This window comes from Solemya velum gill symbiont (assembly GCF_002020255.1).
Taxonomy (GTDB): domain Bacteria; phylum Pseudomonadota; class Gammaproteobacteria; order Chromatiales; family Chromatiaceae.
The window spans coordinates 389,452-411,437 of record NZ_MPQG01000001.1 but is presented as its reverse complement, the minus strand read 5'-3'; the positions used below and the strand labels follow the sequence as shown (position 1 = coordinate 411,437).

The 21,986-nt window shown below is 52.2% G+C and carries 18 protein-coding genes; 11 read left to right on the top strand and 7 right to left on the bottom strand.

Annotation, left to right across the window (positions count from 1 at the left end; genetic code table 11):
• Positions 1-57: 57 nt before the first annotated feature.
• The 5 genes from BOW06_RS01965 to BOW06_RS01945 all read left to right on the top strand — a co-directional run bounded on the left by BOW06_RS01965 (position 58) and on the right by BOW06_RS01945 (position 9,959).
• On the top strand, positions 58-1,803 hold the full coding sequence (locus BOW06_RS01965; RefSeq protein WP_179115158.1) for a type IV pilus secretin PilQ: 1,746 nt from the start codon (positions 58-60) through the stop codon (positions 1,801-1,803).
• Positions 1,804-1,925: 122 nt separating this feature from the next.
• Positions 1,926-2,444 carry a shikimate kinase AroK gene (aroK, locus tag BOW06_RS01960; protein ID WP_043116432.1) on the top strand — a complete coding sequence of 173 codons (519 nt, stop codon included), beginning with the start codon at positions 1,926-1,928 and terminating at the stop codon, positions 2,442-2,444.
• Positions 2,445-2,608: 164 nt separating this feature from the next.
• A complete protein-coding gene (gene aroB / locus BOW06_RS01955) occupies positions 2,609-3,682 on the top strand; it encodes a 3-dehydroquinate synthase (protein WP_078454411.1) in 1,074 nt (357 codons plus the stop codon).
• Positions 3,683-3,857: 175 nt separating this feature from the next.
• Complete coding sequence (gltB, locus tag BOW06_RS01950) at positions 3,858-8,489, top strand: glutamate synthase large subunit (RefSeq protein WP_078459467.1); 4,632 nt, start codon at positions 3,858-3,860, stop codon at positions 8,487-8,489.
• An 18-nt stretch (positions 8,490-8,507) separates the two neighbouring features.
• Positions 8,508-9,959: a glutamate synthase subunit beta gene (locus tag BOW06_RS01945; RefSeq protein WP_043116437.1), complete on the top strand. Its 1,452-nt coding sequence runs from the start codon at positions 8,508-8,510 to the stop codon at positions 9,957-9,959.
• Positions 9,960-10,132: 173 nt separating this feature from the next.
• Here the strand turns inward: BOW06_RS01945 and BOW06_RS01940 are convergent, their stop codons facing one another.
• From BOW06_RS01940 to BOW06_RS01925, 4 genes are read right to left on the bottom strand one after another with little or no spacing between them, the layout of a single operon-like run.
• On the bottom strand, positions 10,133-11,140 hold the full coding sequence (locus BOW06_RS01940) for an NAD(P)H-dependent glycerol-3-phosphate dehydrogenase (RefSeq protein WP_078454409.1): 1,008 nt from the start codon (positions 11,138-11,140) through the stop codon (positions 10,133-10,135).
• Positions 11,124-11,582 (bottom strand): protein-export chaperone SecB, encoded by a 459-nt coding sequence (gene secB / locus BOW06_RS01935; protein WP_043116440.1) that lies wholly within the window; start codon positions 11,580-11,582, stop codon positions 11,124-11,126. The genes BOW06_RS01940 and secB overlap by 17 nt, the downstream gene beginning before the upstream one ends.
• A 24-nt stretch (positions 11,583-11,606) precedes the next feature.
• Positions 11,607-12,023: a rhodanese-like domain-containing protein gene (locus BOW06_RS01930; RefSeq protein WP_078454176.1), complete on the bottom strand. Its 417-nt coding sequence runs from the start codon at positions 12,021-12,023 to the stop codon at positions 11,607-11,609.
• 36 nt (positions 12,024-12,059) lie between these two features.
• The gene (locus tag BOW06_RS01925) at positions 12,060-12,392 is read right to left on the bottom strand and encodes an ArsR/SmtB family transcription factor (protein ID WP_078454408.1); all 333 of its coding nucleotides are present in this window, start codon (positions 12,390-12,392) and stop codon (positions 12,060-12,062) included.
• A 213-nt stretch (positions 12,393-12,605) separates the two neighbouring features.
• On the opposite strand from BOW06_RS01925, the gene gpmI reads away from it, so the two are divergent.
• From gpmI to apaG, 5 genes are all read left to right on the top strand, one after another.
• On the top strand, positions 12,606-14,174 hold the full coding sequence (gene gpmI, locus BOW06_RS01920; RefSeq protein WP_043116444.1) for a 2,3-bisphosphoglycerate-independent phosphoglycerate mutase: 1,569 nt from the start codon (positions 12,606-12,608) through the stop codon (positions 14,172-14,174).
• 17 nt (positions 14,175-14,191) lie between these two features.
• A complete protein-coding gene (locus BOW06_RS01915; protein ID WP_078461646.1) occupies positions 14,192-15,349 on the top strand; it encodes a murein hydrolase activator EnvC family protein in 1,158 nt (385 codons plus the stop codon).
• Positions 15,349-16,704, top strand: a complete 1,356-nt coding sequence (locus BOW06_RS01910) for a S41 family peptidase (protein WP_230209639.1) — start codon at positions 15,349-15,351, stop codon at positions 16,702-16,704. The genes BOW06_RS01915 and BOW06_RS01910 overlap by 1 nt, the downstream gene beginning before the upstream one ends.
• Positions 16,704-17,252, top strand: coding sequence for a DJ-1 family glyoxalase III (locus BOW06_RS01905; protein ID WP_043116448.1), 549 nt, complete (start codon positions 16,704-16,706; stop codon positions 17,250-17,252). The genes BOW06_RS01910 and BOW06_RS01905 overlap by 1 nt, the downstream gene beginning before the upstream one ends.
• A 127-nt stretch (positions 17,253-17,379) precedes the next feature.
• Positions 17,380-17,754, top strand: coding sequence for a Co2+/Mg2+ efflux facilitator ApaG/CorD (apaG, locus tag BOW06_RS01900; protein WP_043116450.1), 375 nt, complete (start codon positions 17,380-17,382; stop codon positions 17,752-17,754).
• Between the two features lie 40 nt (positions 17,755-17,794).
• Here apaG and BOW06_RS01895 read toward each other — a convergent pair whose 3' ends face one another.
• From BOW06_RS01895 to BOW06_RS01885, 3 genes are all read right to left on the bottom strand, one after another.
• Positions 17,795-18,331, bottom strand: coding sequence for a metallophosphoesterase family protein (locus tag BOW06_RS01895; RefSeq protein WP_043116451.1), 537 nt, complete (start codon positions 18,329-18,331; stop codon positions 17,795-17,797).
• 139 nt (positions 18,332-18,470) lie between these two features.
• Positions 18,471-19,019 (bottom strand): inorganic diphosphatase, encoded by a 549-nt coding sequence (ppa, locus tag BOW06_RS01890; RefSeq protein ID WP_043116453.1) that lies wholly within the window; start codon positions 19,017-19,019, stop codon positions 18,471-18,473.
• A 155-nt stretch (positions 19,020-19,174) separates the two neighbouring features.
• Positions 19,175-20,431, bottom strand: a complete 1,257-nt coding sequence (locus tag BOW06_RS01885) for a 6-phosphofructokinase (RefSeq protein ID WP_043116455.1) — start codon at positions 20,429-20,431, stop codon at positions 19,175-19,177.
• A gap of 370 nt (positions 20,432-20,801) precedes the next feature.
• Between BOW06_RS01885 and BOW06_RS01880 the strand changes: the two genes are divergently transcribed.
• Positions 20,802-21,959, top strand: a complete 1,158-nt coding sequence (locus BOW06_RS01880) for an adenylate kinase family protein (protein WP_052132073.1) — start codon at positions 20,802-20,804, stop codon at positions 21,957-21,959.
• Positions 21,960-21,986 lie beyond the last annotated feature (27 nt).

Here is a 21,986-nt window from a genome sequence, read left to right as displayed (position 1 = left end):
GGAGTGACGGGGCGATTTATGTGGTTTTCAATTAGAGAGGCAGGTATTGTGACAGGCATGAAAAAGATAACTGCTATGTTGACTGGCATGACTACGCTCCTGCTGTTGCTTACTGGTAACCAGGTTTTTGCGGATCAGTCATTGAAAAATGTCACCAGTACAGAGTTGGAGCCGGGTGTTGTGCAGATCGTTGTCGAGGGCAGTGAGCCCTTTGCAGCAACACCAGCAAGTTTTGCAGTCAATGCACCGCCGCAAATAGTAGTCGACCTCAAAGGTTCGAGTGAACTCGATAAAAAACTCTTCACGGTTGGTAAATCATCAGTTAAAAATGTTGTTGTCGTTGAGTCGAATGGCCGTGCAAGACTGGTTGCCAGGCTTCTCAGTCAGCAGCCCTACGAGATAGATACAGACAGCAATAAGCTGATTATCACCATCGGAAAGGCTGCCTCTCGCCCGGTAGTGAAAGTTGACCAGGAAGTATTGCAGACAGCGGTTGAGCAGACACTGGCGAGTGAGGAGCCACCGCAAAGTGCAGTCGAGATTCCGGTTATCGCGGAAGAGCCTGTAAGCGCAGCCCCGACAGCATCTACCGTCGATAGCGGCAAACTGTCACTTAATTTTCAGGATATTGAAGTACGATCGGTGCTCCAGCTACTGGCCGATTTTACCGGTCTCAACATGGTTGTCAGCGATTCGGTTGTTGGTAATGTCACCCTCAGGCTGAAGGATGTTCACTGGCGCAAGGCGCTGGATATTATCCTCAGAACCAAGAACCTCACCATGCGTGAGGACGGCAATATCATCATGGTGGCGCCGACGATCGAAGTCACCGCGCAGGAACAACTTCTGGCGCGCTCTGAAACCGAGTTGCAGGAACTCAAACCGCTAAAATCTGACTTGATACGCGTTAAGTACGCTCAGGCAGATGAATTGGCTGATCTCCTTAAGGAAAGCGGTGCTTCTTCTGAAAACTCACTCTTATCAAGCCGTGGCAGTGTCACAGTTGATAGCCGCACTAACACCTTGTTGCTGCGTGACACCGAGGAGTCACTACAGAATATCCGTGAATTGATCGATCAGTTAGATCGGCCAATCAAGCAGGTAATGATCGAGGCGCGTATTGTTCTCGCGAACGATGATTTTGCCAAGGAGCTTGGAGTGCGTCTCGGCTTTGATACTGAAGAGGCAGTAAACGGAAATACAGTGACACTCGCAGGCGGTACATCCGACGGGCATTTGCCCGCTACTGGTACAGCGGGTGGGTTTATCTCGTTCAGTATAGCGAATGGACTTGATATTCTTGATCTCGAGCTGGCCGCCATGCAGACGGAAGAGAAGGGCGAAGTTGTCTCCAGCCCACGTGTTGTGACTTCCGACCAGAACACGGCCATTATCAAGCAGGGTGTCGAGATACCTTACCTGGAAGATACCTCCAGTGGTGCGACCAACGTTACTTTTAAAGATGCGGTTCTCAAACTTGAGGTGACCCCGCATATTACGCCGGATAACAAGGTCATCATGGACCTGATTATCAACAAGGACACGCCCAACTTCGCCGAGGCACTTGGCCTCAATCAGAACGTACCGATCGATACCCAGTCAATCGAGACCAAGGTGCTGGTCGGTGATGGAGATACGATCGTCCTCGGTGGTATTTTCGAAACGCAGGATACCAAGTCTGTCGACAAGGTACCTGTTCTGGGCGATATCCCGGGGCTTGGTGCACTCTTTCGCAAGAACACGAATACGGTGGATCGTAGCGAGCTAATGATTTTTGTTACGCCCAAGATTCTTCGGCGATAAACGGAATATTTCGCGATTATGCCGTTTATTGGACGATTCTGGGGCGGTTTTCAACGAAATCGACAATATATATCATATGCGGGCTTGCAACAGCAGGGTCATTGCAGTTATCTTTGCGCCCCATGAAAGTTCCTAGCAAAATATTTATCGTCGGTCCCATGGGGGCCGGAAAGAGCACTATTGGCAAGCAGCTTGCTGCGATTCTCAAGCTCGAATTTCTCGATACCGATGCTGATATTCAGCGTAGAACGGGAGTTGATATCCCGACCATCTTTGAATATGAAGGTGAAGAAGGGTTTCGCAAGCGCGAAGCAGCTGTGATCGAGGAGCTCACAGAAAAAGACCAGCTGGTGCTCGCAACCGGTGGCGGTGCTGTGACGGTTGATGCCAATCGCCGCAACCTTGCCGCACGTGGTTTCGTTGTCTACCTGGAATGTTCTATTGATCAGCAGTTCGAACGCACTGCTAAAGACAAGGGGCGTCCACTGCTCGACACGGATGATCCACGCGCCAAGCTGGAGGCCCTTATGGAAGAGCGTGATCCGCTCTATCGTGAGACTGCAGACATGGTGATTTCGACCGAACAACGTGGTGCATCTACTGTAGCCAAGGAGATCATCAGGCGCATCGAGGAACTCTAAGGAGCCGCTGATCAAGTCATGAACCTCGATCTTATCGCCAAAATACGCCACTTCTTTGTTGCAAATCTTCGCAATAGCGATGCTATTACGTGCGATATGCGCCGTGAATTGACGCATTTTGATCAACAATCTCTTCTGCCCAGACTCAATCAGAGGCTCCTGGCATGAGAACCTTGACGGTTGATCTCGGCGAGCGCAGCTACCCGATCATGATTGGCCCCGGTTTGCTGCAGCAGGCTGATTCCTATACTCCGTGGATTCGTTCAAAGCAGGTGATGGTGGTCACCAACGAAACAGTCGCGCCACTTTACCTCAACAAGGTGCTTTCAGCCCTTGGTGACTTTCAGACTGCAGAGGTCGTTCTGCCAGATGGCGAACGCTACAAAAACCTCGACTTTCTCACCCAGATTTTTGATGCCTTACTACAGAACCGTTTCGATCGCAGCTGCACTCTGCTGGCTCTTGGTGGGGGTGTGATTGGCGACATGACCGGGTTCGCTGCAGCCAGTTATCAGCGCGGTGTCGATTTTGTACAGGCCCCAACCACGCTGCTGTCCCAGGTCGATTCATCCGTAGGTGGAAAAACAGGTGTTAACCACCCACTTGGAAAAAACATGATCGGCGCATTCCATCAGCCGCGCTGCGTGGTGGCGGATACGGGATCACTCAAAACGCTGCCTGACCGGGAACTCTCTGCCGGGCTTGCAGAAGTAATCAAGTATGGACTCATCAACGATCTTGAGTTCCTGCAGTGGCTGGAGCAGAACATGACGTCATTGCTTAACCGTGATGCCGATGCACTTGCCCATGCCATTGAGCGCTCTTGTCAGAACAAGGCGGCAATTGTCGCAGCTGATGAGCGTGAAGCAGGACAACGTGCTTTGCTCAACCTCGGGCACACTTTTGGTCACGCGATCGAGGCGGGCATGGGTTATGGTGAGTGGCTTCATGGTGAGGCCGTTGCTGCTGGTATGTGTATGGCCGCAGAGATGTCCCGGCGCATGGGGTGGATCAGCCGTGAGGACGTGGAGCGCATCAGGCACTTGATTGATGCTGCAGGCCTGCCTGTCGACCCGCCTGAATCTCTTTCCGGGGAGCGTTTCCTCGAATTGATGGCGGTTGATAAAAAAGTCCAGGGTGGCAAAATGCGTCTCGTTTTGATGCAATCACTTGGTCAGTCGGTACTTGTCGACCAGTTCGAGCGGGATGCTCTTGAGTCGACTGTTTTCCGCGATTAGGTGCCGGAACAGGTGAGCTGTATTTGCTGCTAGTGCACAACCGCCTTTCCCTGATATAATCACACCCCTTTCCCCGCTCGCCCAGTTACAATCAGGAGAAATCATGGCTGTACGGGTGTCGGCGTGCAATACGCCAGCGGCTTTAATACGAATTTGAATAATGAGGTGGTTTGTAATGAACCAGGGCTGTTTGCCGCCTAGACAAGGTCTGTATGATCCTGCAAATGAGCACGACGCTTGTGGCGTCGGTTTTGTTGCTCATATCAAGGGTAAGAAAAGTCACGAGATAGTCAGCCAGGGGCTGACAATCCTGGAGCGTCTGACGCATCGAGGTGCTGTTGGTGCTGACCACAAGGCGGGTGATGGCGCTGGCCTGCTGATGCAGATTCCGGATGCATTCATGCGCGATGAGTCCGGTATCGAGCTCCCGGTCGAGGGAGAATACGGTATCGGCATGCTCTTTCTTCCCCAGGAAGAGAACGCGCGCAAGCCACTTGAGGCGCTTGTAGAAGAGATTGTCACTGCAGAGGGGCAGACCCTTCTGGGCTGGCGTACAGTGCCAGTTGACAACAGTTCTCTTGGAGTCAGTGTCAAGCCGACCGAGCCGGTTGTGCGCCAGGTCTTCATCGGACGTGGTGAAGGGACAGCTGACCAGAACGCACTGGAGCGCAAGCTGTTCGTCATTCACAAGCTTATTGAGGGGCAGATCAGGGAGCGCGAACTTGCCGGTAACGAGCAGTTCTATGTCAATTCGATGTCCACCAGGACAATCGTCTACAAAGGAATGCTGCTGGCAAACCAGGTTGGTGAGTACTACCTCGACCTGAAAGATGAGCGAGTCATCTCTGCTCTGGCACTTGTGCACCAGCGTTTCTCAACCAACACATTCCCTACCTGGGATCTTGCACATCCGTTCCGCATGATTGCACACAATGGTGAGATCAATACCATGCGCGGCAACGTTAACTGGATGGCAGCACGCCGCCATTCGATGGCGTCCGACATTCTCGGTGATGATCTCGACAAGGTATGGCCACTGATTCCTGAAGGGCAGTCGGACTCAGCCTGTTTCGACAATGCTCTGGAGCTGCTGGTTGCCGGTGGTTACTCGCTGATTCACGCCATGATGATGCTGATTCCGGAAGCATGGTCAGGCAACAAGCTGATGGACGATGACCGTCGTGCATTCTATGAATATCATGCTGCCCTGATGGAGCCATGGGATGGACCGGCGGCTGTCGCTTTCACTGATGGACGCCAGATTGGTGCTACCCTCGACCGTAACGGTTTGCGCCCCGCGCGCTACCTGATCACTGATGATGACCTGGTCGTTATGGGTTCCGAGATGGGCGTTCTCGCGATTCCGGAAGAGAAAATCATCAAGAAGTGGCGCCTGCAGCCCGGCAAGATGTTCCTCATCGATATGGAGCAGGGTCGCATCATCGATGATGCCGAACTGAAAGCTGAACTGGCCAAGGCACGCCCATACCAGGAGATGCTGGATTCGAGCCAGATTCATCTCAACGAGTTGACCGAGCCGGTTACCACGGCGATGTGTCCTGATGATGAGCTTTTACTTGATCTGCAACAGTCATTTGGCTACACCCAGGAGGACGTCAAGTTCCTGCTGACGCCAATGGTGGCAACAGGTCAGGAAGGAACCGGTTCCATGGGTGCGGACAACCCGCCCTCGGTACTGTCAGACAAGTCAAAGCACCTGTCGACCTATTTCAAACAGAATTTTGCCCAGGTCACCAACCCGCCAATCGATCCGATTCGTGAAGAGATTGTCATGTCGCTGGTGACCCTGATCGGACCGCGTCCGAACCTGCTCGGTCTCGCGAGTGACGGGGCCTACATGCGCCTCGAGGCAAACCAGCCTGTTCTCACCAACGAGGACCTTGAGCGCATTCGCAGTATCAAGGACAGCGCCGGTGGTGCTTTCAGAACCAGGACTCTCGATATCTCCTATCCGGCAGATGTCGGTGCAGATGGTATGCGTAAAGCGCTGAATGATCTGTGCGTGGCTGCTGAGAAAGCAGTACTGGGGCACTACAACATTCTGATTCTCTCTGACCGCAGGGTCGATACTGACAGTGTTGCGATTCCAGCCTTGCTGGCAACATCTGCTGTTCACCATCATCTGATCCGCAAAGGCCTGCGTACTGATACCGGTCTGGTCGTTGAAACAGGTGCAGCTCTCGAGGTGCACCATTTCGCAACGCTTGCAGGTTATGGCGCAGAGGCAATCAATCCATGGCTGGCGTTTGAGACCATCAAGTCAAGGTTTTCTCGGATTGATGGTGTCGACGACTATGCAACGGCAAAGGATCGTTACATCAAAGCAGTCGGCAAGGGACTCAAGAAAGTCATGTCGAAGATGGGTATATCGACATACCAGTCCTACTGTGGCGCACAGATTTTCGACGCTGTCGGGCTGTCGACACCTTTCCTGCAGGAGTATTTCACCGGCACAACGACCACCATCGAAGGTATCGGGCTCGATGAAGTCGCTGATGAGGCATTTCGTTGGCATCAGGATGCGTTCGGTGACAAGCAGATCTACGCAAAACATCTCGATGTTGGTGGCGACTACGCGTTCCGTCATCGCGGAGAGGCGCATAACTGGACGCCGGAAAGCATTGCAAAGCTGCAACATGCAGTGCGTGCCAACGATGCATCGACTTATGCAGAATTCACCAGCCTGATCAATGATCAGAATGAGCATCTTCTGACACTGCGTGGTTTGATGGATTTCAACTGGGCAGAGACAGCTGTACCACTCGACGAGGTTGAACCGGCAAAAGAGATCGTCAAACGTTTTGCTACCGGCGCCATGTCATTCGGCAGTATCTCTTACGAGGCGCATTCAACCCTCGCGGTCGCCATGAACGCGCTCGGTGGCAAGTCCAATACCGGTGAAGGCGGTGAAGAGCCGGCACGCTTCAATCCGCTTGAAGATGGCTCCATGAATCCAGAGCGCTCTGCGATCAAGCAGGTCGCCTCCGGCCGTTTTGGTGTGACTACCGAGTACCTGGTCAACTCTGACGATATTCAGATCAAGATGGCACAGGGCGCCAAGCCAGGCGAAGGCGGACAATTGCCAGGCCACAAGGTCAATGCACAGATTGCACGCGTACGCCATTCAACCCCGGGTGTCGGCCTGATTTCACCGCCACCGCACCACGATATCTACTCGATCGAGGATCTCGCTCAGCTGATTCACGATCTCAAGAACGTGCAGCCGAAGTCACGTATTTCAGTCAAGCTGGTTTCCGAGGTGGGTGTTGGTACGGTTGCAGCCGGCGTCTCCAAGGCGCACGCTGATCATGTCACCATCTCCGGTTACGATGGCGGCACGGGTGCATCACCACTGACTTCTATCAAGCATGCCGGCTCTCCATGGGAGATTGGCCTCGCTGAGACTCACCAGACACTAGTGATGAACAAGCTGCGTGGTCGTATTGCCGTACAGGTAGACGGCGGACTTCGAACCGGTCGTGATGTGGTTATTGGTGCACTTCTGGGCGCTGACGAATTCGGCTTTGCCACTGCGCCATTGATTGCAGAGGGTTGCATCATGATGCGCAAGTGTCATCTCAACACCTGTCCTGTCGGTGTTGCAACCCAGGACCCCGAGTTGCGCAAGCGTTTCACCGGTAAGCCGGAGCACGTTATCAACTACTTCTTCTTCGTTGCTGAAGAGATGCGCCAGATCATGGCGAAGCTCGGATTCAGGAGTGTTGAAGAGATGATTGGTCAGAGTGATCGTCTCGATATGCGAAATGCGATTAACCACTGGAAAGCAAAAGGACTCGATTACTCGCGCCTGCTGCACAAGCCAGAGGCTGATGCAGGCGTAGCGATTCGCCATAGCGAGAGCCAGGACCATGGCCTCGACAAGGCGCTTGATCATGAACTGATTGCACAGGCCCAGCCTGCGCTTGAAAACGGTGAGAAAGTCACGATTGACATCAACGTCTACAACAACAACCGTACATTCGGGACTATGCTCTCCGGACGCGTTGCCGAGAAATATGGTCACGCAGGCCTGCCTGATGACACCATTCACATCAATGCGAAAGGTACTGCTGGTCAGTCATTCGGTGCCTGGGTGGCCAAGGGAGTCACAGTTGAGCTGTCTGGTGAAGGTAACGACTATGTCGGTAAGGGGCTCTCTGGCGGACGTTTGATCATCTATCCTCCGCAGGAGTCGAAGATCGGCAAGGCGGAAGAGAATATTATCGTCGGGAACACCGTGCTTTACGGAGCCATCGGTGGCGAATGCTACTTCCGTGGCGTTGGCGGCGAGCGTTTCGCTGTACGTAACTCGGGTGCCACAGCTGTTATCGAGGGTGTTGGCGACCATGGTTGTGAATACATGACCGGCGGCATTGTCGTCTGTCTTGGTGAGACCGGACGCAACTTCGCGGCTGGCATGTCAGGTGGCATCGCCTACGTCTTTGATGCAAAGGGTGACTTCGAAAACCGCTGCAATATGGCACAGGTTGAGCTTGAGCCTATTCTTGCAGAGGATGAAGCGCTTGAGTCCAGTGAACACATGGGTGGTGACCTGGAAACCAAGGGGCGCGTCGATGTCAGTCATGATATGACACGTTTCGACGAAATTCGTCTGCGCCAGTTAATCGAGAATCATTTCGAATACACCAATTCTGAAGTTGCACACCGCATTCTCAGTCATTGGGAAGAAATGCTACCAAAATTCGTCAAGGTTATGCCTGTTGAATATCGCCGTGCATTGATGGAAATGCAGGCACAACAGGCTACCGACACTAAAGTTGCCTAGCCCGGAGGAAAGTAAGAGATGGGTAAACCAACAGGATTCATGGAATATGAGCGCAAGGACCGTACCTATGCACCGGTCAGTGATCGTATTACCAACTTCACTGAATTTGTTATTCCGCTTTCCGATGATGAGCTGAGCACCCAGGGTGCTCGCTGCATGGATTGTGGTATACCATTTTGCCACCAGGGCTGTCCGGTTAATAACCAGATCCCTGATTGGAATGACCTGGTCTTTCATGGAGATTGGCACGCAGCATCAGATACATTGCATTCGACCAATAACTTTCCAGAGTTCACGGGGCGTATCTGTCCGGCACCATGCCAGGAGTCTTGTACTCTGAACCTGACTGACGAGCCGGTCAGTATCAAAAGTATCGAATGCGCCATTGTTGACAAGGCGTGGGAAGAGGGCTGGATCAAGCCGCTAATCGCTGAACACAGAACCGGCAAACATATTGCCGTGGTAGGTTCCGGTCCGGCTGGTATGGCATGTGCCCAGCAGCTCGCACGCGTGGGTCACGATGTTACGCTGTTCGAGAAAGAGCCACGTATTGGAGGCCTTTTACGATTTGGTATTCCGGACTTTAAACTCGACAAGAGCATCATTGACCGTCGTATGAGCCAGATGCGCGCAGAGGGTGTTGTTTTCAAATCACGCACGCATGTCGGTGTTGATATCAAGGCGACGGAACTTCTCGACAGTTTCGATGCAGTTGCATTGACAGGTGGTTCAGAAAAACCGCGTGACCTGCCAATTCCGGGACGTGACCTTAACGGCGTCTATTTTGCTATGGACTTTCTCAAGGCGAACACCAAGCACGTGCAGGGTGTTCATGGCGAAGAGGGTGTGATCTCGGCCAAGGACAAGCATGTGGTTGTCATCGGTGGTGGTGATACAGGTTCTGACTGTATCGGTACATCCAACCGTCATGGTGCTGCATCTGTTACTCAACTTGAGATTCTGCCTCAGCCTCCAGAGAAAGAAGACAAGGGCACCGTGTGGCCAGATTGGCCAAACAAGATGCGTACCTCGAGTTCACAGGAAGAGGGTTGTGAGCGTATGTTCTCTGTTGCCTCGAAAGAGTTTTTCGATGATGGAGAGGGCAACCTCAAGGCAGTCAAGTGCATCAAGGTTGAGTGGAACAAGGATGAGAACGGCAATTGGCAAATGAGTGAAGTTGCCGGTTCCGAATTTGAACTGCAGGCTGATATTGCAACCCTGGCAATGGGTTTCGTCCATCCCGTACACGAAGGTATGCTTGAGCAACTTGGTGTTGAGCTCGATGGTCGTGGCAACGTACAGGGTGATACCGAGGGCGAGAAAGCCTATTACACCTCGATGGACAAGGTGTTTGCAGCAGGCGACATGCGCCGTGGTCAGTCACTGGTCGTGTGGGCGATTCGCGAAGGACGCCAGTGTGCGCGTTCAATCGATGAATACCTGATGGGGTCGACTGATCTGCCACGCTGATCTTTCTCATTAAGCACTTATAAAATGCCGGCCTTGAGCCGGCATTTTACTTTTGTCACCCCGGCTTTGAGCCGGGGTCCATTTTGAACAGTGCGCGCCACCGCGCGCTTTCAAAATAAAGCAGTCGCACAGCGACACAAATAATAGAAATAGTGATGAAGGTAGACGCCTGCCTAGTCTTCCGACTTATGCGCCCTGTGCAACAGCTCTTTGACGGCTTCTCGCGGTGACTGCCCTTCGTAGATGATGCGATAGACCTGGTCGGTAATCGGCATCTCTACACCAAGCTCCTTCGCCTTGAAGTAGACCTCGCGCGCTGTATTGATGCCCTCGATCTCTTGTTGAATCTCGGCTTTCGCCTCGTCGATAGTCAAACCGCGAGCAAGCGCAAGCCCAAGACGACGGTTACGTGACTGGTCATCTGTACAGGTGAGAGTCAGATCGCCAAGTCCGGCAAGCCCCATGAAAGTTTCATGATGAGCCCCGATAGCTGCGCCGAGTCGAGTAATTTCGGCAAGTCCACGGGTAATCAATGCAGCACGTGCATTTGCACCGAAGCCAAGCCCGTCGGACATGCCGGCACCAATTGCCATGACATTCTTGCTTGCTCCGCCAATTTGAACCCCAATGATGTCGTGGCTTGTATAGGCACGAAAGGTGTCTGAGCTGAAAGCCTCTGCAAGAAACTTGGCATAGCTTTCGGAATTCGAAGCGATAGTGATGGCTGTCGGAAAACCTGCAGCAACCTCTTTGGCGAAAGTCGGTCCGGAGAGCACGGCCACATCGATACCTGGCAGCAGTTCATGCGCAACTTCACTGAGCAGTTTTCTGCTTGAAGGATCAAGCCCCTTGGTCGCCCAGGAGAGGCGGCCAATATTCGGGTTGATGGTTTTTATCTGATCGACCACGGTACGAAAAGCGTGGCTGGGGACAACGACCAATACTTCATCCGTCGTTGCCAGGACCTCTTCAAGATCGCTGTTGGCTGTCAGGTTATCCGGAAAGGGGATGTCCGGGATGTAACGTTTGTTGCACCTGTCGCGGTTGAGTGCATCAACTTCAGGTGGCAGGCCCCACAGTGTGACCTGGTGGCCATTATGTGCCAGTAGAATGGCGAGTGCGGTACCCCAGGAGCCAGCCCCGAGTACCGCGAATCTCTTGTCCTCAGTGAGACTGCTCACTTTCCTGCTCTTTTTGCATCTGCTGTACGTGTTGCATATAGAGTTGCTCGAAGTTAACCGGTGTCAGCAACAGTTGCGGAAAGCTTCCACGATTGACGAGATCCGACATGGTTTCACGCGCATAGGGAAACAGGACGTTAGGGCACTGGATGCCCATGATTGGTCCCATCTGCTCTTCAGGAATATTCTTGACCTGGAAGATTCCGGCTTGGTGAACCTCGGCCAGGAACGCAGTCTCTTCACCATTTTTCACGGTGACAGTGACAATCAGTACGACTTCGTAATTGTTGTCATCAATCTGGTTAACCTCTGTGTTGAGGTCAAGGCTCATGTCCGGATTCCACTCCTTGAGGAACACCTGTGGAGAATTCGGGGTCTCGAAAGAGAGGTCCTTTGTATAGATGCGCTGGAGATTGAATTGTGCTTCGTTATTTTCGCTCATGGTTCCTGTTGCCTGAAAGATTGGTTATTTTGTAGAGACCGGAAGCTTCTCTGCTTCCCATGCGTGAAGTCCGCCACGCAGGTTATAAACTTTTTCGAAGCCGGCCTTGCGCAGATCGCCACATGCAGAACCGCTTTGGTTACCGCTTTTACAGCTCACTATAATCGGAGTTTGCTTGAACTTTTCCAGGCTATGGATCTGGTTCTTGAAACCGTTCAGTGGAATACTGCGGGCGTTAACGATGTGTCCCTTGTGGAAATCAGCCATTGGACGTACATCGATTACGACTGCATCCTCACGATTGATTAACTGGGTTGCGCCGACCGGGTCCACGCTGTTTTTCTGTGCTTGCATCAGGTTGAAGGCAAGCAGTGCAAGTACGACAAAAAGTGAGGCAACCAGCATCGCGTGGTTGCCAGCGAATTCAATCAGCTGTTCCATATCAAGTCCGTTTCTACGGGTAGAGTATTTGGGGTGCTAGTGTAACCCACTTGTACAGAAAACTTCACGCATCATGCCGATTAATTGTAGCAGGCGTGGATCAGATACCTTGTAGTAAACCCTGTTGGCATCTTTGCGTGCGGAGAGGATATCCTTGTCACGCAGGATTGCCAGGTGCTGTGAGATATTACTCTGAGAGGTGCCGACTTGTTCGACAATATCCTGAACGCTGACTTCTTCCTCACCCAGGGTGCAGAGAATTTTCAGTCGTAATGGATGTGACATCGCCTTGAGTGCACGGGATGCACGGTTGAAGTCTGAATCCTCCTCTAAAAGCTCCAGATCTGAGATCTCTTCTTGTTTCTGCATTGTTGTGTAGTCCTGTAATTACATCTTCTATGGCACATATACCCTGCTGAATGTAGCATATATTAGAAGATTAGTGTATTCGGAGTTTTGCGGCTAGTCTAGAGTCCACTCTACTGTTTCCATGGAATTAGTCTGTGGTTGTAGATGCAAGTTGCGTTAAAATGGTCAGAAATCAGGATTGGCCGACAGAATTACAGGAACTGACGAAGAGATATGACACGTCCAACACCGACGCTTTTATTGATACTCGATGGCTGGGGCCTCGGCGAAAACGAGCCGGATAATGCAATTATTATGGCCAATACGCCCAATTGGGATAAACTCTGGAAGGAGTGCCCCCACACGGAAATACGAACTTGCGGGCCGGCTGTTGGTCTGCCCAGTGGGCAAATGGGCAACTCTGAAGTTGGTCATCTCAATCTCGGTGCCGGTCGTGTGGTCTACCAGGAGTTTACCCGCGTTAGTCGTTCCATCCGTACTGGCTCCTTCTTCTCCAATCGCACCCTGACATCTGCAGTCGACAAGGCCGCAGAAAATGGCAAAGCTGTACACATTATCGGTTTGCTCTCTGAAGGTGGAGTGCACTCGCATGAATCGCATATTCATGCGGCGATCGGGCTCGCGGTGGAAAAGGGCGTCAAGAATGTTTATGTCCATGCCTTTCTGGATGGGCGTGACACGCCGCCAAAGAGTGCGAGTAATTCACTCAAAATGCTCGAAGACGTGTTTGCGGAGGTGCAGGGAGGCAGGTTGGCAAGCATCATCGGTCGCTACTATGCGATGGATCGTGATCACCGCTGGGAACGTGTACAGGAAGCCTATGATCTGCTCACCCAGGGCAAGTCAATGTACACCGCGGAGAGTGGCATGGAGGGACTCGAGGCCGCCTATGAACGTGGCGAGACAGATGAGTTTGTCAGGGCGACCGCGATCCAGCCGACAGGCAGTGCACCTGTCGTAATGGAAGATGGTGACGTGGTGCTGTCGATGAACTATCGTTCCGACCGCGCGCGCCAGTTCACTCGTGCTTTTATCGAACCCGATTTTGACGGTTTCGAACGTGAAGTCGTACCGCAACTTGCCGACTATGTCAGCCTCACTGAATACAACAGCGAATTCGATATCCCGGTCGCGTTTCCTCCGGAAAAATTACCCAATGGTTTTGGTGAATATATTGGCAAGCTTGGTCTTCACCAGCTGCGTCTGGCCGAGACGGAGAAGTATGCGCACGTGACCTTCTTTTTCAACGGTGGTGTTGAGGAACCCTACGAGGGCGAAAAGCGTATCCTCGTGCCGTCACCCAAGGTTGCGACCTATGACATGCAGCCGGAGATGAGCGCCCGCGAGGTGACTGACAACCTGGTTGAGGCGATTCATAGTGGCGAGCATGATGCGATCATATGCAATTTTGCCAACACCGATATGGTTGGACACACGGGTATCATCGATGCTGCGATCAAGGCAGTTGAAACGATTGATGAATGTCTCGGCAGGATCCGCGAGGCCTTGCATGAGGTTGGTGGTGCTGCCCTGGTGACGGCGGATCATGGCAATGTCGAAAAAATGGTCAACCGTGAATCCGGGCAGGCTTATACAGCTCATACGACCAACCCGGTCCCTCTCATCTATATCGGTGAGCGCGATGCAAAGCTGATGGAGTCGGGATCGCTGAGTGATATCGCTCCGACACTGCTGCGTATCATGGAGTTGTCACAGCCAAATGAAATGACCGGTCAGCCCTTGATTGAATTCGTCGAAAAGGGTGAAGAGGCTGCGGCCTGAACGTGTTGCCGCATGTCATGAAGCAGCTGTTGCTGTGCATGGCTTGTGTTCTTCTGGCTCTTCCTCTTCCTGCTGCCGCACAGGAACCATCAATCGAGCAACTCGAACTTGAGGCCCTCAAGGCGAAAATTGGCCATCTGACACAGCAGCTTCAGGATGAACAGCAACAGCGTGATACAGATGTAAGACTTCTGAAAGAGACAGACGAGAAGATCTCGCAGCAGTCAGCACAACTATCCAGAACAGGAGAAGAGATTACAGCCGTGAGGGCGCGTACCGAGAAGCTTGAGGAGCGTCTCGGACCACTGCGCGAACAGCTGACAAATCAGCAACAACACCTTGCTCAGCAGGTCAGTGCCTCCTGGCGCATGGGGCGTCAGCAGTTTCTCAAGTTGCTGCTCAAGCAGGATGACCCGGCGCGACTCTCGCGCATACTCACGTACTATGGTTATCTCAATCGCGCTCGTATCGGCATTATTGACGAGATTCGTCTCTCCTATGAGCAACTGCAAGAGGTCAACCTTGCACTGGCAACCCAAAGAGAGTCACTTGAATCGCATCTCTCTGAGCAGGCGCGTCTTGTTTCCCTGCTGCAGGAAGCAAGGGTGGAGCAGCAGCAGATTGTCGATCACTGGAACAACTCGATTGGCTCGAATCAGCAACAGCTTGAACAACTGGCAAAAGATGCCGAGGATCTGAACCAGTTACTTGCCAGTATCGATAAGGCGATCCCCGAGGAGTTCAGGAAATTGGGTAGTGCGGGATTCGCTACGCTCAAGGGGAAACTGGTGTGGCCTGTGAGTGGAAAAATAACCAGGAAATACGGTGAGAAGCTTTCTGGTGGCGTGGTGCTTGAAGGTTTGGTCATATCGCTGCCAGAGGGCAAGCCGGTAAGAAGCGTGCATGGTGGTACGGTGGTTTTCGCAGACTGGCTACGTGGTTACGGCATGATGGTGATTGTCGAGCATGATAGCGGCTTCATGACACTTTATGGTTATAATCAGGAATTATTAAAGCAGGTCGGTGACAAGGTCGAGGCCGGCGAGACAATTGGCCTGTCAGGTCGCAGCGGCGGTCAGAAAAAGGGCTCACTCTATTTTGCGGTTCGCCGCGGTGAGCGCGCTATGAATCCAACGCACTGGTGTCGTGCCGTATCAAAAGGGAAGGTTGGCTAGTGAAAAAAGAACTGCTGTTAACTCTGAGTGTATGCATTGCCCTTGGCATCGGCGGGTTTGCCGTGGCAGAAGAGAGCGCTGCGCAAGCGGAAGTCGAGAAGGAAGAAGTTGCACCACTCGAATCACTGCGACAGTTTGCAGAGGTTTTTACCCGCATCAAGCAGTCCTATGTTGAGGAAGTGGATGATGACAAGCTGATCCGTTTCGCCATTCGCGGTATGCTCGACGGGCTTGATCCACATTCCGATTTCGTGATCGAGGATGACTACGAGGAACTGCAGGAGAATACCAGCGGTGAGTTCGGTGGCCTTGGAATTGAAGTTGGCATGGAGGATGGATTCGTCAAGGTGATTTCACCGATTGACGATACCCCGGCTGCAGCAGCGGGTGTCAAGGCAGGTGATCTCATCATTCGTCTCGATGATCAGCCGGTCAAGGGGATGACGCTGAATGAAGCTGTCGATGTCATGCGCGGCAAACCCGGTACCAGCATTACCCTGACAATTTTACGTGGGGGTGCTGATGCGCCCGTGGTCGTTGAGATTGAACGTGACATTATCCGCGTGAAGAGCGTCAAGGGGCGCCTGCTTGAGAAGGCCTATGCCTATATCCGGATTTCAAATTTTCAGCAGCACACCTCGAAAGATATGGTCAAGCGTATTGATCGTCTGCGTGAGGAATCCGGGGGATCGCTCAATGGCCTGATTCTCGATCTGCGTAACAACCCTGGTGGTGTTCTGAATGGGGCGGTGGCTGTCAGCGATGCATTTATCACCAAGGGTGAGGTTGTCTATACAGAGGGGCGTACCAAAAGCTCCATGAGTCGCTTTGCTGCCAAACCGGATGATGTTCTCGATGGCGCGCCAATCGTGGTATTGGTCAATGAAGGTTCTGCCTCGGCTTCGGAGATTGTTGCAGGGGCATTGCAGGATCACCAGAGAGCAATCATCATCGGGCGCACGACCTTTGGAAAGGGCTCGGTTCAGACAGTTATTCCTGTTGATGAGAAATCTGCAGTCAAGATCACCACTGCGCGCTATTTCACGCCAAACGGGCGCTCTATCCAGGCCGAGGGTATCGTGCCGGATATTGAATTGCAGCCACTCACGGTGGAGTTGAAAGAGAAAAAACTGACCCTGGTCAGAGAGTCAGTCCTCAGTGGCCATCTGGTCAATCATGACGAGGAAGATACAGATCCGGCGCAAGCACCAGCTAACGGGGAGAGTGGCGAGGTGGAAGCGGAACCGGAAAAGAAGGAGAGTGATACCCCACTGGTCGTCGAGGACTTCATGCTTAACGAGGCCCTCAACATTCTCAAGGGGCTGCATATTCTTGGTCAGCATGGAGGTGAGTAATGCCTTCAGTTATCGTGCCGTTGGCCCAGGGATGTGAAGAGCTTGAGGCGGTCACGATTATCGATTTGTTACGCCGTGCAGGCGTCAGCGTGGTGACAGTTGGACTGGACGGAGAAGCAATAACTGCCAGCCGTGGTGTGCGCCTGTTGCCTGACAAGTCGATCGACGACGTCATCGATGATGAGTTCGATATGATTGTCCTGCCCGGTGGACTGCCAGGTGCTGATCACCTCAACGAAGATCCAAGAATTCATACACTGCTTGAGCGGATTAAGCATCAAAATGGCTTTACTGCAGCGATTTGTGCTGCCCCCAAGGTGCTGGCAACCGCCGGTCTGCTCGATGGTTGCACGGTAACGGCTTATCCCGGTGTGCTGGATGCCGTCGAACTACCGGACAGCAAAGTCAGTGGGGCCGCGGTGGAGATCGACGGTAAGGTGATTACCTCGCGAGGCCCTGGCACGGCAATGGATTTTGCACTCAACTTGATTGAGCAGCTGCTTGGAGAGGAGAAGCGCCAGGAAGTGGAAGCGGCACTGGTACGCTAAATCCTGATGATCGAAAATTGCTCATGCAGCAATTGGCGTTGTATCATTGATCCATTCATACATGACGTGCAGATGAGCTTATACGACATTTGCTACCACCCGTCGAAACTAATACAGAGAAGTTTTCATGCAGGAAAAAGAGATTACCATCGGTGTCGAAACAGCTTACCTTGAGGAGCAGTCGACACCTGCTGACGGACAGTATGCGTTCAGTTATACCATCACCATCCACAATACCGGCGGTCAGCCGGCAAAGTTGATCAATCGCCACTGGATCATCACAGACGCGAATGGAAAAATTGACGAAGTGCGTGGTGAGGGTGTGGTTGGAGAGCAACCCTACCTGAAACCGGGTGAGGCCTTCCGCTATACCAGTGGTGCAATTCTGGATACGCCTGTGGGTGCCATGGAGGGGGAGTACGAGATGCAGGATGACACCGGTGAGATGTTTGTCGCACAGATTCCACCATTCTCACTGGCGGTACCGAATCGTTTGAACTGACCCAGCATGATCGCGGCGAGGGCGCCGCTCCTACAGCTTTTTAGCTCGCCGCATATTCCAGCGATTTATCGAGCTCATGAACCGTGAAGGTCATGCTGTCCAGATCTCCCAGAATCCAGCTGGCAGGTGCGGTTCCCACACCACCGACAGTGCCGGCATCAATATACTGCGTGGTACCGCCCTTGATGTTATCCAGTTTTTCGATCGAGGTTTTGTGGCTGTGGCCGCAACAAACAATATCCCAGTCACCGGTAGTGGCCATAGCTCGTGCATAGTGCGGGTAATGAACCAGGAAAATGCGTTTTCCCGCCAGTTCAATACCAGCATCTTGTCCATAATAGTTGATCATTGATCCTGGTTTACTGGACATGCGTGACATTGATACCAGGTCACCGGTATTGTTACCGTGAATGACGTGAATCGGGACACCGAGTGCATTGAGTGGTTGCAGGCTGCTGGGTGCAACCACGTCTCCGCAGTGCAGAATCGCCTCGGCGCCAGCCTGCACGGCAGCCTTGGCCGCCGCAACCATCAGTAGAATATGATCATGGCTGTCAGTAATTATGCCGATTTTCATATGCCAGCAACTCCCAATTGGATGCCCATTTTCGGAAAGGGGTGCAATTTTCGCATAAAACGCCCCGCCAGGCATTGTATTGAATCAATAAAAAACCCCGATACATGACCGGGGTTTTACTTGTATGGTGATTTCTGGCTCAGAAAGCGGGCTTCTCAGGCGCATCATTATAGCGGGTGATACTGTCTGTGATCTCTTTCTTGGCCTCTTCAGGCCCTTCCCAGCCCAGAATCTTGACCCACTTGCCACTTTCAAGGTCCTTGTAGTGCTCAAAAAAGTGAGAGATACGGTCAAGAACATCCTGGGGCATATCACGGAATGACTCCACTTCGCGGTAGCGACGTGTCAGCTTGTCTTTTGGTACAGCCAGTACCTTGGCGTCCATACCTGCTTCATCTTCCATCTGCAGTACGCCGATTGGGCGAACCTGGATAACGGAGCCGGGGATCAGTGGGTAGGGAGTGACAACCAGTACGTCACACGGGTCACCGTCATCAGAGAGTGAGTGTGGGACATAACCGTAGTTACACGGGTAATGCATGGCTGTTGCCATGAAACGATCAACGAACATTGCGCCTGTATCTTTGTCGACTTCATACTTGACCGGGTCAGCATGTGACGGGATTTCGATAATGACATTGACTTCGTTTGGCGAACTGCTTCCCGCGGTGACTTTATCCAGATTCATGGTGATATACCCCCTTTTCTTCCTAGTTAGGTGACTGATTATATATGTTGCGCTGCAAAAATCGACAAAAATATACAGGAATTAGCGCTATAAGCAGTTAAAAAACAGAAAGGGAGGCAATTGCCTCCCTTTCCTGTTTGCACGTCGAGCTTTGATTACAGCTCGAAGTCTTCCAGCTTGCGCTCTACGCCAGCTAACTTCAGGGTGACATAGTCAGGCATACCGTTGTCGTCGTAAGGAGGGTAAGACTCGCCCTTGATCAGAGGATAGAGATACTCTTTGCAACCATCAGTGATACCGAAACCATCTTCAGAGATGTATTCCATTGGCATCATCTTCTCAACATTGGCGACCTCGGAGAGAGGTGCTTCGCCGATGCTCCACTTGTAGGGAGATGAAGACTCGCGCACGACGGTCGGCATGATTGAGTTTTTACCCTCAAGGGCTTTTTCTACACCAGCCTTGCCGAGAGCGTAAGCCTGCTCGACATCAGAGCCGGATGCGAGGTGACGTGCTGCACGCTGCAGGTAGTCAGCAACTGCCCAGTGAAACTTGTAACCAAGCGCATCCTTGATCATGTTGGCAACAACAGGTGCCGCACCGCCAAGCTGTGCATGGCCGAAAGAGTCACGCGTACCCTGTTCAGCAAGGAAAGTACCATCTGGCCAGTGTGCACCCTCGGAAACGACGATGGTGCAGTAACCGTGTTCCTTAACCTTGGCATCAACCGCGGCAAGGAATTTCTCCTGGTCGAATTCAACTTCAGGGAAAAGGGTAACAACAGGAATGCCGTAGTCCTCGACCAGTGCGCCTGCAGCTGCAATCCAGCCGGCGTGGCGTCCCATAACCTCGATAACAAAGATCTTGGTCGAGGTTTTTGCCATAGAGCGTACGTCGTAGGAGGCTTCCAGGGTGGAAACGGCAATATACTTGGCAACTGAACCAAAGCCCGGGCAGTTGTCGGTAATCGGCAGATCGTTATCGACCGTCTTCGGGATGTGAATTGCCTGTACCGGGAAACCCATTTTTTCAGAGAGTTGGGAGACCTTGAAGCAGGTGTCAGCCGAGTCGCCACCACCGTTGTAGAAGAAGTAGCCGATGTTGTGTGCCTTGAAAATTTCGATCAGACGTTCGTATTCACGCTTGTTGTCTTCGAGGCTCTTGAGCTTGAAGCGGCATGAACCGAAAGCGCCGGAAGGCGTGTGTTTCAGAGCGGCAATCGCTTCATCAGACTCCTGGCTGGTGTCGATCAGCTCCTCGGTCAGTGCGCCGATGATACCGTTGCGGCCAGCATAGACATTTGCAATCTTGTCAGGGTGCTGACGTGCAGTCTCAATAACGCCACAGGCAGATGCGTTGATCACTGAGGTGACACCGCCGGACTGGGCATAAAATGCGTTTTTTGCACTCATGTTTCTACTCCAAAGTTAATTTCAGATTATTGATTTAATGTGTTTGTGTCTGCCGCCGCTGTCATGAAGGCAAGAATGCTTGAGTGGTATCAGCGACGTTTCTTGATCTCTAACTGTTTCTCTGTAAAAACGGGTATATTGCATAAAAATGGCATGAAAAGCGCCATAATTTCGCTCAAACCGGATAAATTATAGTGTATTTTACCTCTGTTTGAAGCATGCTACTTGAAAAAATAGTGAAAATAGCTTATCTGTGTGTGTCACGGCTCGCAATCCAAATGTCTGGATGTGGCCATGCAAATAATTAATTAACAAAAACGTGCAGTTGCAGCAATTGAAAACTGCCATCGGATAACAGACTGGAAGCAGTATGCGAATGATACTTATGGGCCCCCCGGGTGCGGGCAAAGCTTCACTGGCAATGAAGATCGCCAAGGCTCTCAAAATCCCCCGTATTCACCTGCAGGACAGGCTGACCAGCATGGCCGGAGAAGAGACCGAACTCGGACGTCTTGTCGGTGAGCTGATCACCGCCTGTGCGCCGATCCCTGACGAGGTTATATCAACTGCGCTACATGAGGAGATCGAAACCTCCAGAGAGGGCTTTATCCTTGATGATTTCCCCCGTGACCCCGCACAGGCTGCCCAGCTCAACAACTTTCTCAAGGGTGTAGGGGCGCCACTCGAACTGATTATCGAGGTGCATGCTGATAATGATGATCTGATGGAGCGCCTGGTCGGCAAACAGGCGTGTGACAGCTGCGGAACTAAGTATAACCTTTATTCTTCACCGCCAATGGTCGAAGGTGTTTGCGACATGTGCGGTGGTCGTATCGCCCGTCGTCCACCAGACTACGAAGAGACAGTGGCCAATCGCTTACGCAATTGTGAAGTCAGCATTGCCGAGATGCTCAACTACTTCAAATCGCAAAAAATTGCTCACCAGTTGTTCGGACTGGCAGATAGAGAAGATGCCTATGCTCGCGCCATGGACATCATTAAATCTGTCGAACGAATTCCGTTGCAGGAGATTGAACCGGACGAGAGCGAAAAGAAAGAGACCAAGAAAAAACGCGGCAAGGCGAAAGCCGGAAAGAAAGCAGCGGTAACAAGCACAGCAGACCAGGAAGAGAGCAAGGCAGGAAAGAAGCAAGGCACGAAAAAGAAGGCGGCTAAAAAGGCTCCTGCAAAGAAAGCAGCCAAGAAAACTGCCAAGAAGGCTCCGGTAAAGAAAGTAGCAAAGAAAACTGCCAAGAAGGCCCCGGTTAAGAAGGCAGCAAAGAAGAAGACGGCCAAGAAGGCCCCTGTAAAAAAAGCAGCCAGGAAGACAGTGAAGAAGGCGCCGGTGAAAAAGGTCGCCAAGAAGAAGGCTGTCAAGAAAAAGGCACCCGTCAAGAAGGTGGCGAAGAAGGCAGCAAATAAGGTAGCTAAGAAAAAGGTAGTAAAAAAGGCACCGGCCAAGAAGGCGTCAAAAAAAGTAGCGAAGAAAAAGGTAGCAAAGAAAAAAGCGCAAAAAAAGCGCCGGTGATACGCTGGATTTGATCGGCCCAGCCAC

What these genes read in the sequence shown, in the direction of transcription:
- BOW06_RS01945 (WP_043116437.1), top strand. Translation starts at nt 8,508, where the DNA reads ATGGGTAAACCAACAGGATTCATGGAATATGAGCGCAAGGACCGTACC.
- BOW06_RS01905 (WP_043116448.1), top strand. Translation starts at nt 16,704, where the DNA reads ATGCCTTCAGTTATCGTGCCGTTGGCCCAGGGATGTGAAGAGCTTGAG.
- aroB (WP_078454411.1), top strand. Translation starts at nt 2,609, where the DNA reads ATGAGAACCTTGACGGTTGATCTCGGCGAGCGCAGCTACCCGATCATG.
- BOW06_RS01880 (WP_052132073.1), top strand. Translation starts at nt 20,802, where the DNA reads ATGCGAATGATACTTATGGGCCCCCCGGGTGCGGGCAAAGCTTCACTG.
- BOW06_RS01895 (WP_043116451.1), bottom strand. Translation starts at nt 18,331, where the DNA reads ATGAAAATCGGCATAATTACTGACAGCCATGATCATATTCTACTGATG.
- BOW06_RS01885 (WP_043116455.1), bottom strand. Translation starts at nt 20,431, where the DNA reads ATGAGTGCAAAAAACGCATTTTATGCCCAGTCCGGCGGTGTCACCTCA.
- BOW06_RS01915 (WP_078461646.1), top strand. Translation starts at nt 14,192, where the DNA reads ATGAAGCAGCTGTTGCTGTGCATGGCTTGTGTTCTTCTGGCTCTTCCT.
- BOW06_RS01930 (WP_078454176.1), bottom strand. Translation starts at nt 12,023, where the DNA reads ATGGAACAGCTGATTGAATTCGCTGGCAACCACGCGATGCTGGTTGCC.
- ppa (WP_043116453.1), bottom strand. Translation starts at nt 19,019, where the DNA reads ATGAATCTGGATAAAGTCACCGCGGGAAGCAGTTCGCCAAACGAAGTC.
- secB (WP_043116440.1), bottom strand. Translation starts at nt 11,582, where the DNA reads ATGAGCGAAAATAACGAAGCACAATTCAATCTCCAGCGCATCTATACA.
- gltB (WP_078459467.1), top strand. Translation starts at nt 3,858, where the DNA reads ATGAACCAGGGCTGTTTGCCGCCTAGACAAGGTCTGTATGATCCTGCA.
- aroK (WP_043116432.1), top strand. Translation starts at nt 1,926, where the DNA reads ATGAAAGTTCCTAGCAAAATATTTATCGTCGGTCCCATGGGGGCCGGA.
- BOW06_RS01925 (WP_078454408.1), bottom strand. Translation starts at nt 12,392, where the DNA reads ATGCAGAAACAAGAAGAGATCTCAGATCTGGAGCTTTTAGAGGAGGAT.
- BOW06_RS01965 (WP_179115158.1), top strand. Translation starts at nt 58, where the DNA reads ATGAAAAAGATAACTGCTATGTTGACTGGCATGACTACGCTCCTGCTG.
- gpmI (WP_043116444.1), top strand. Translation starts at nt 12,606, where the DNA reads ATGACACGTCCAACACCGACGCTTTTATTGATACTCGATGGCTGGGGC.
- apaG (WP_043116450.1), top strand. Translation starts at nt 17,380, where the DNA reads ATGCAGGAAAAAGAGATTACCATCGGTGTCGAAACAGCTTACCTTGAG.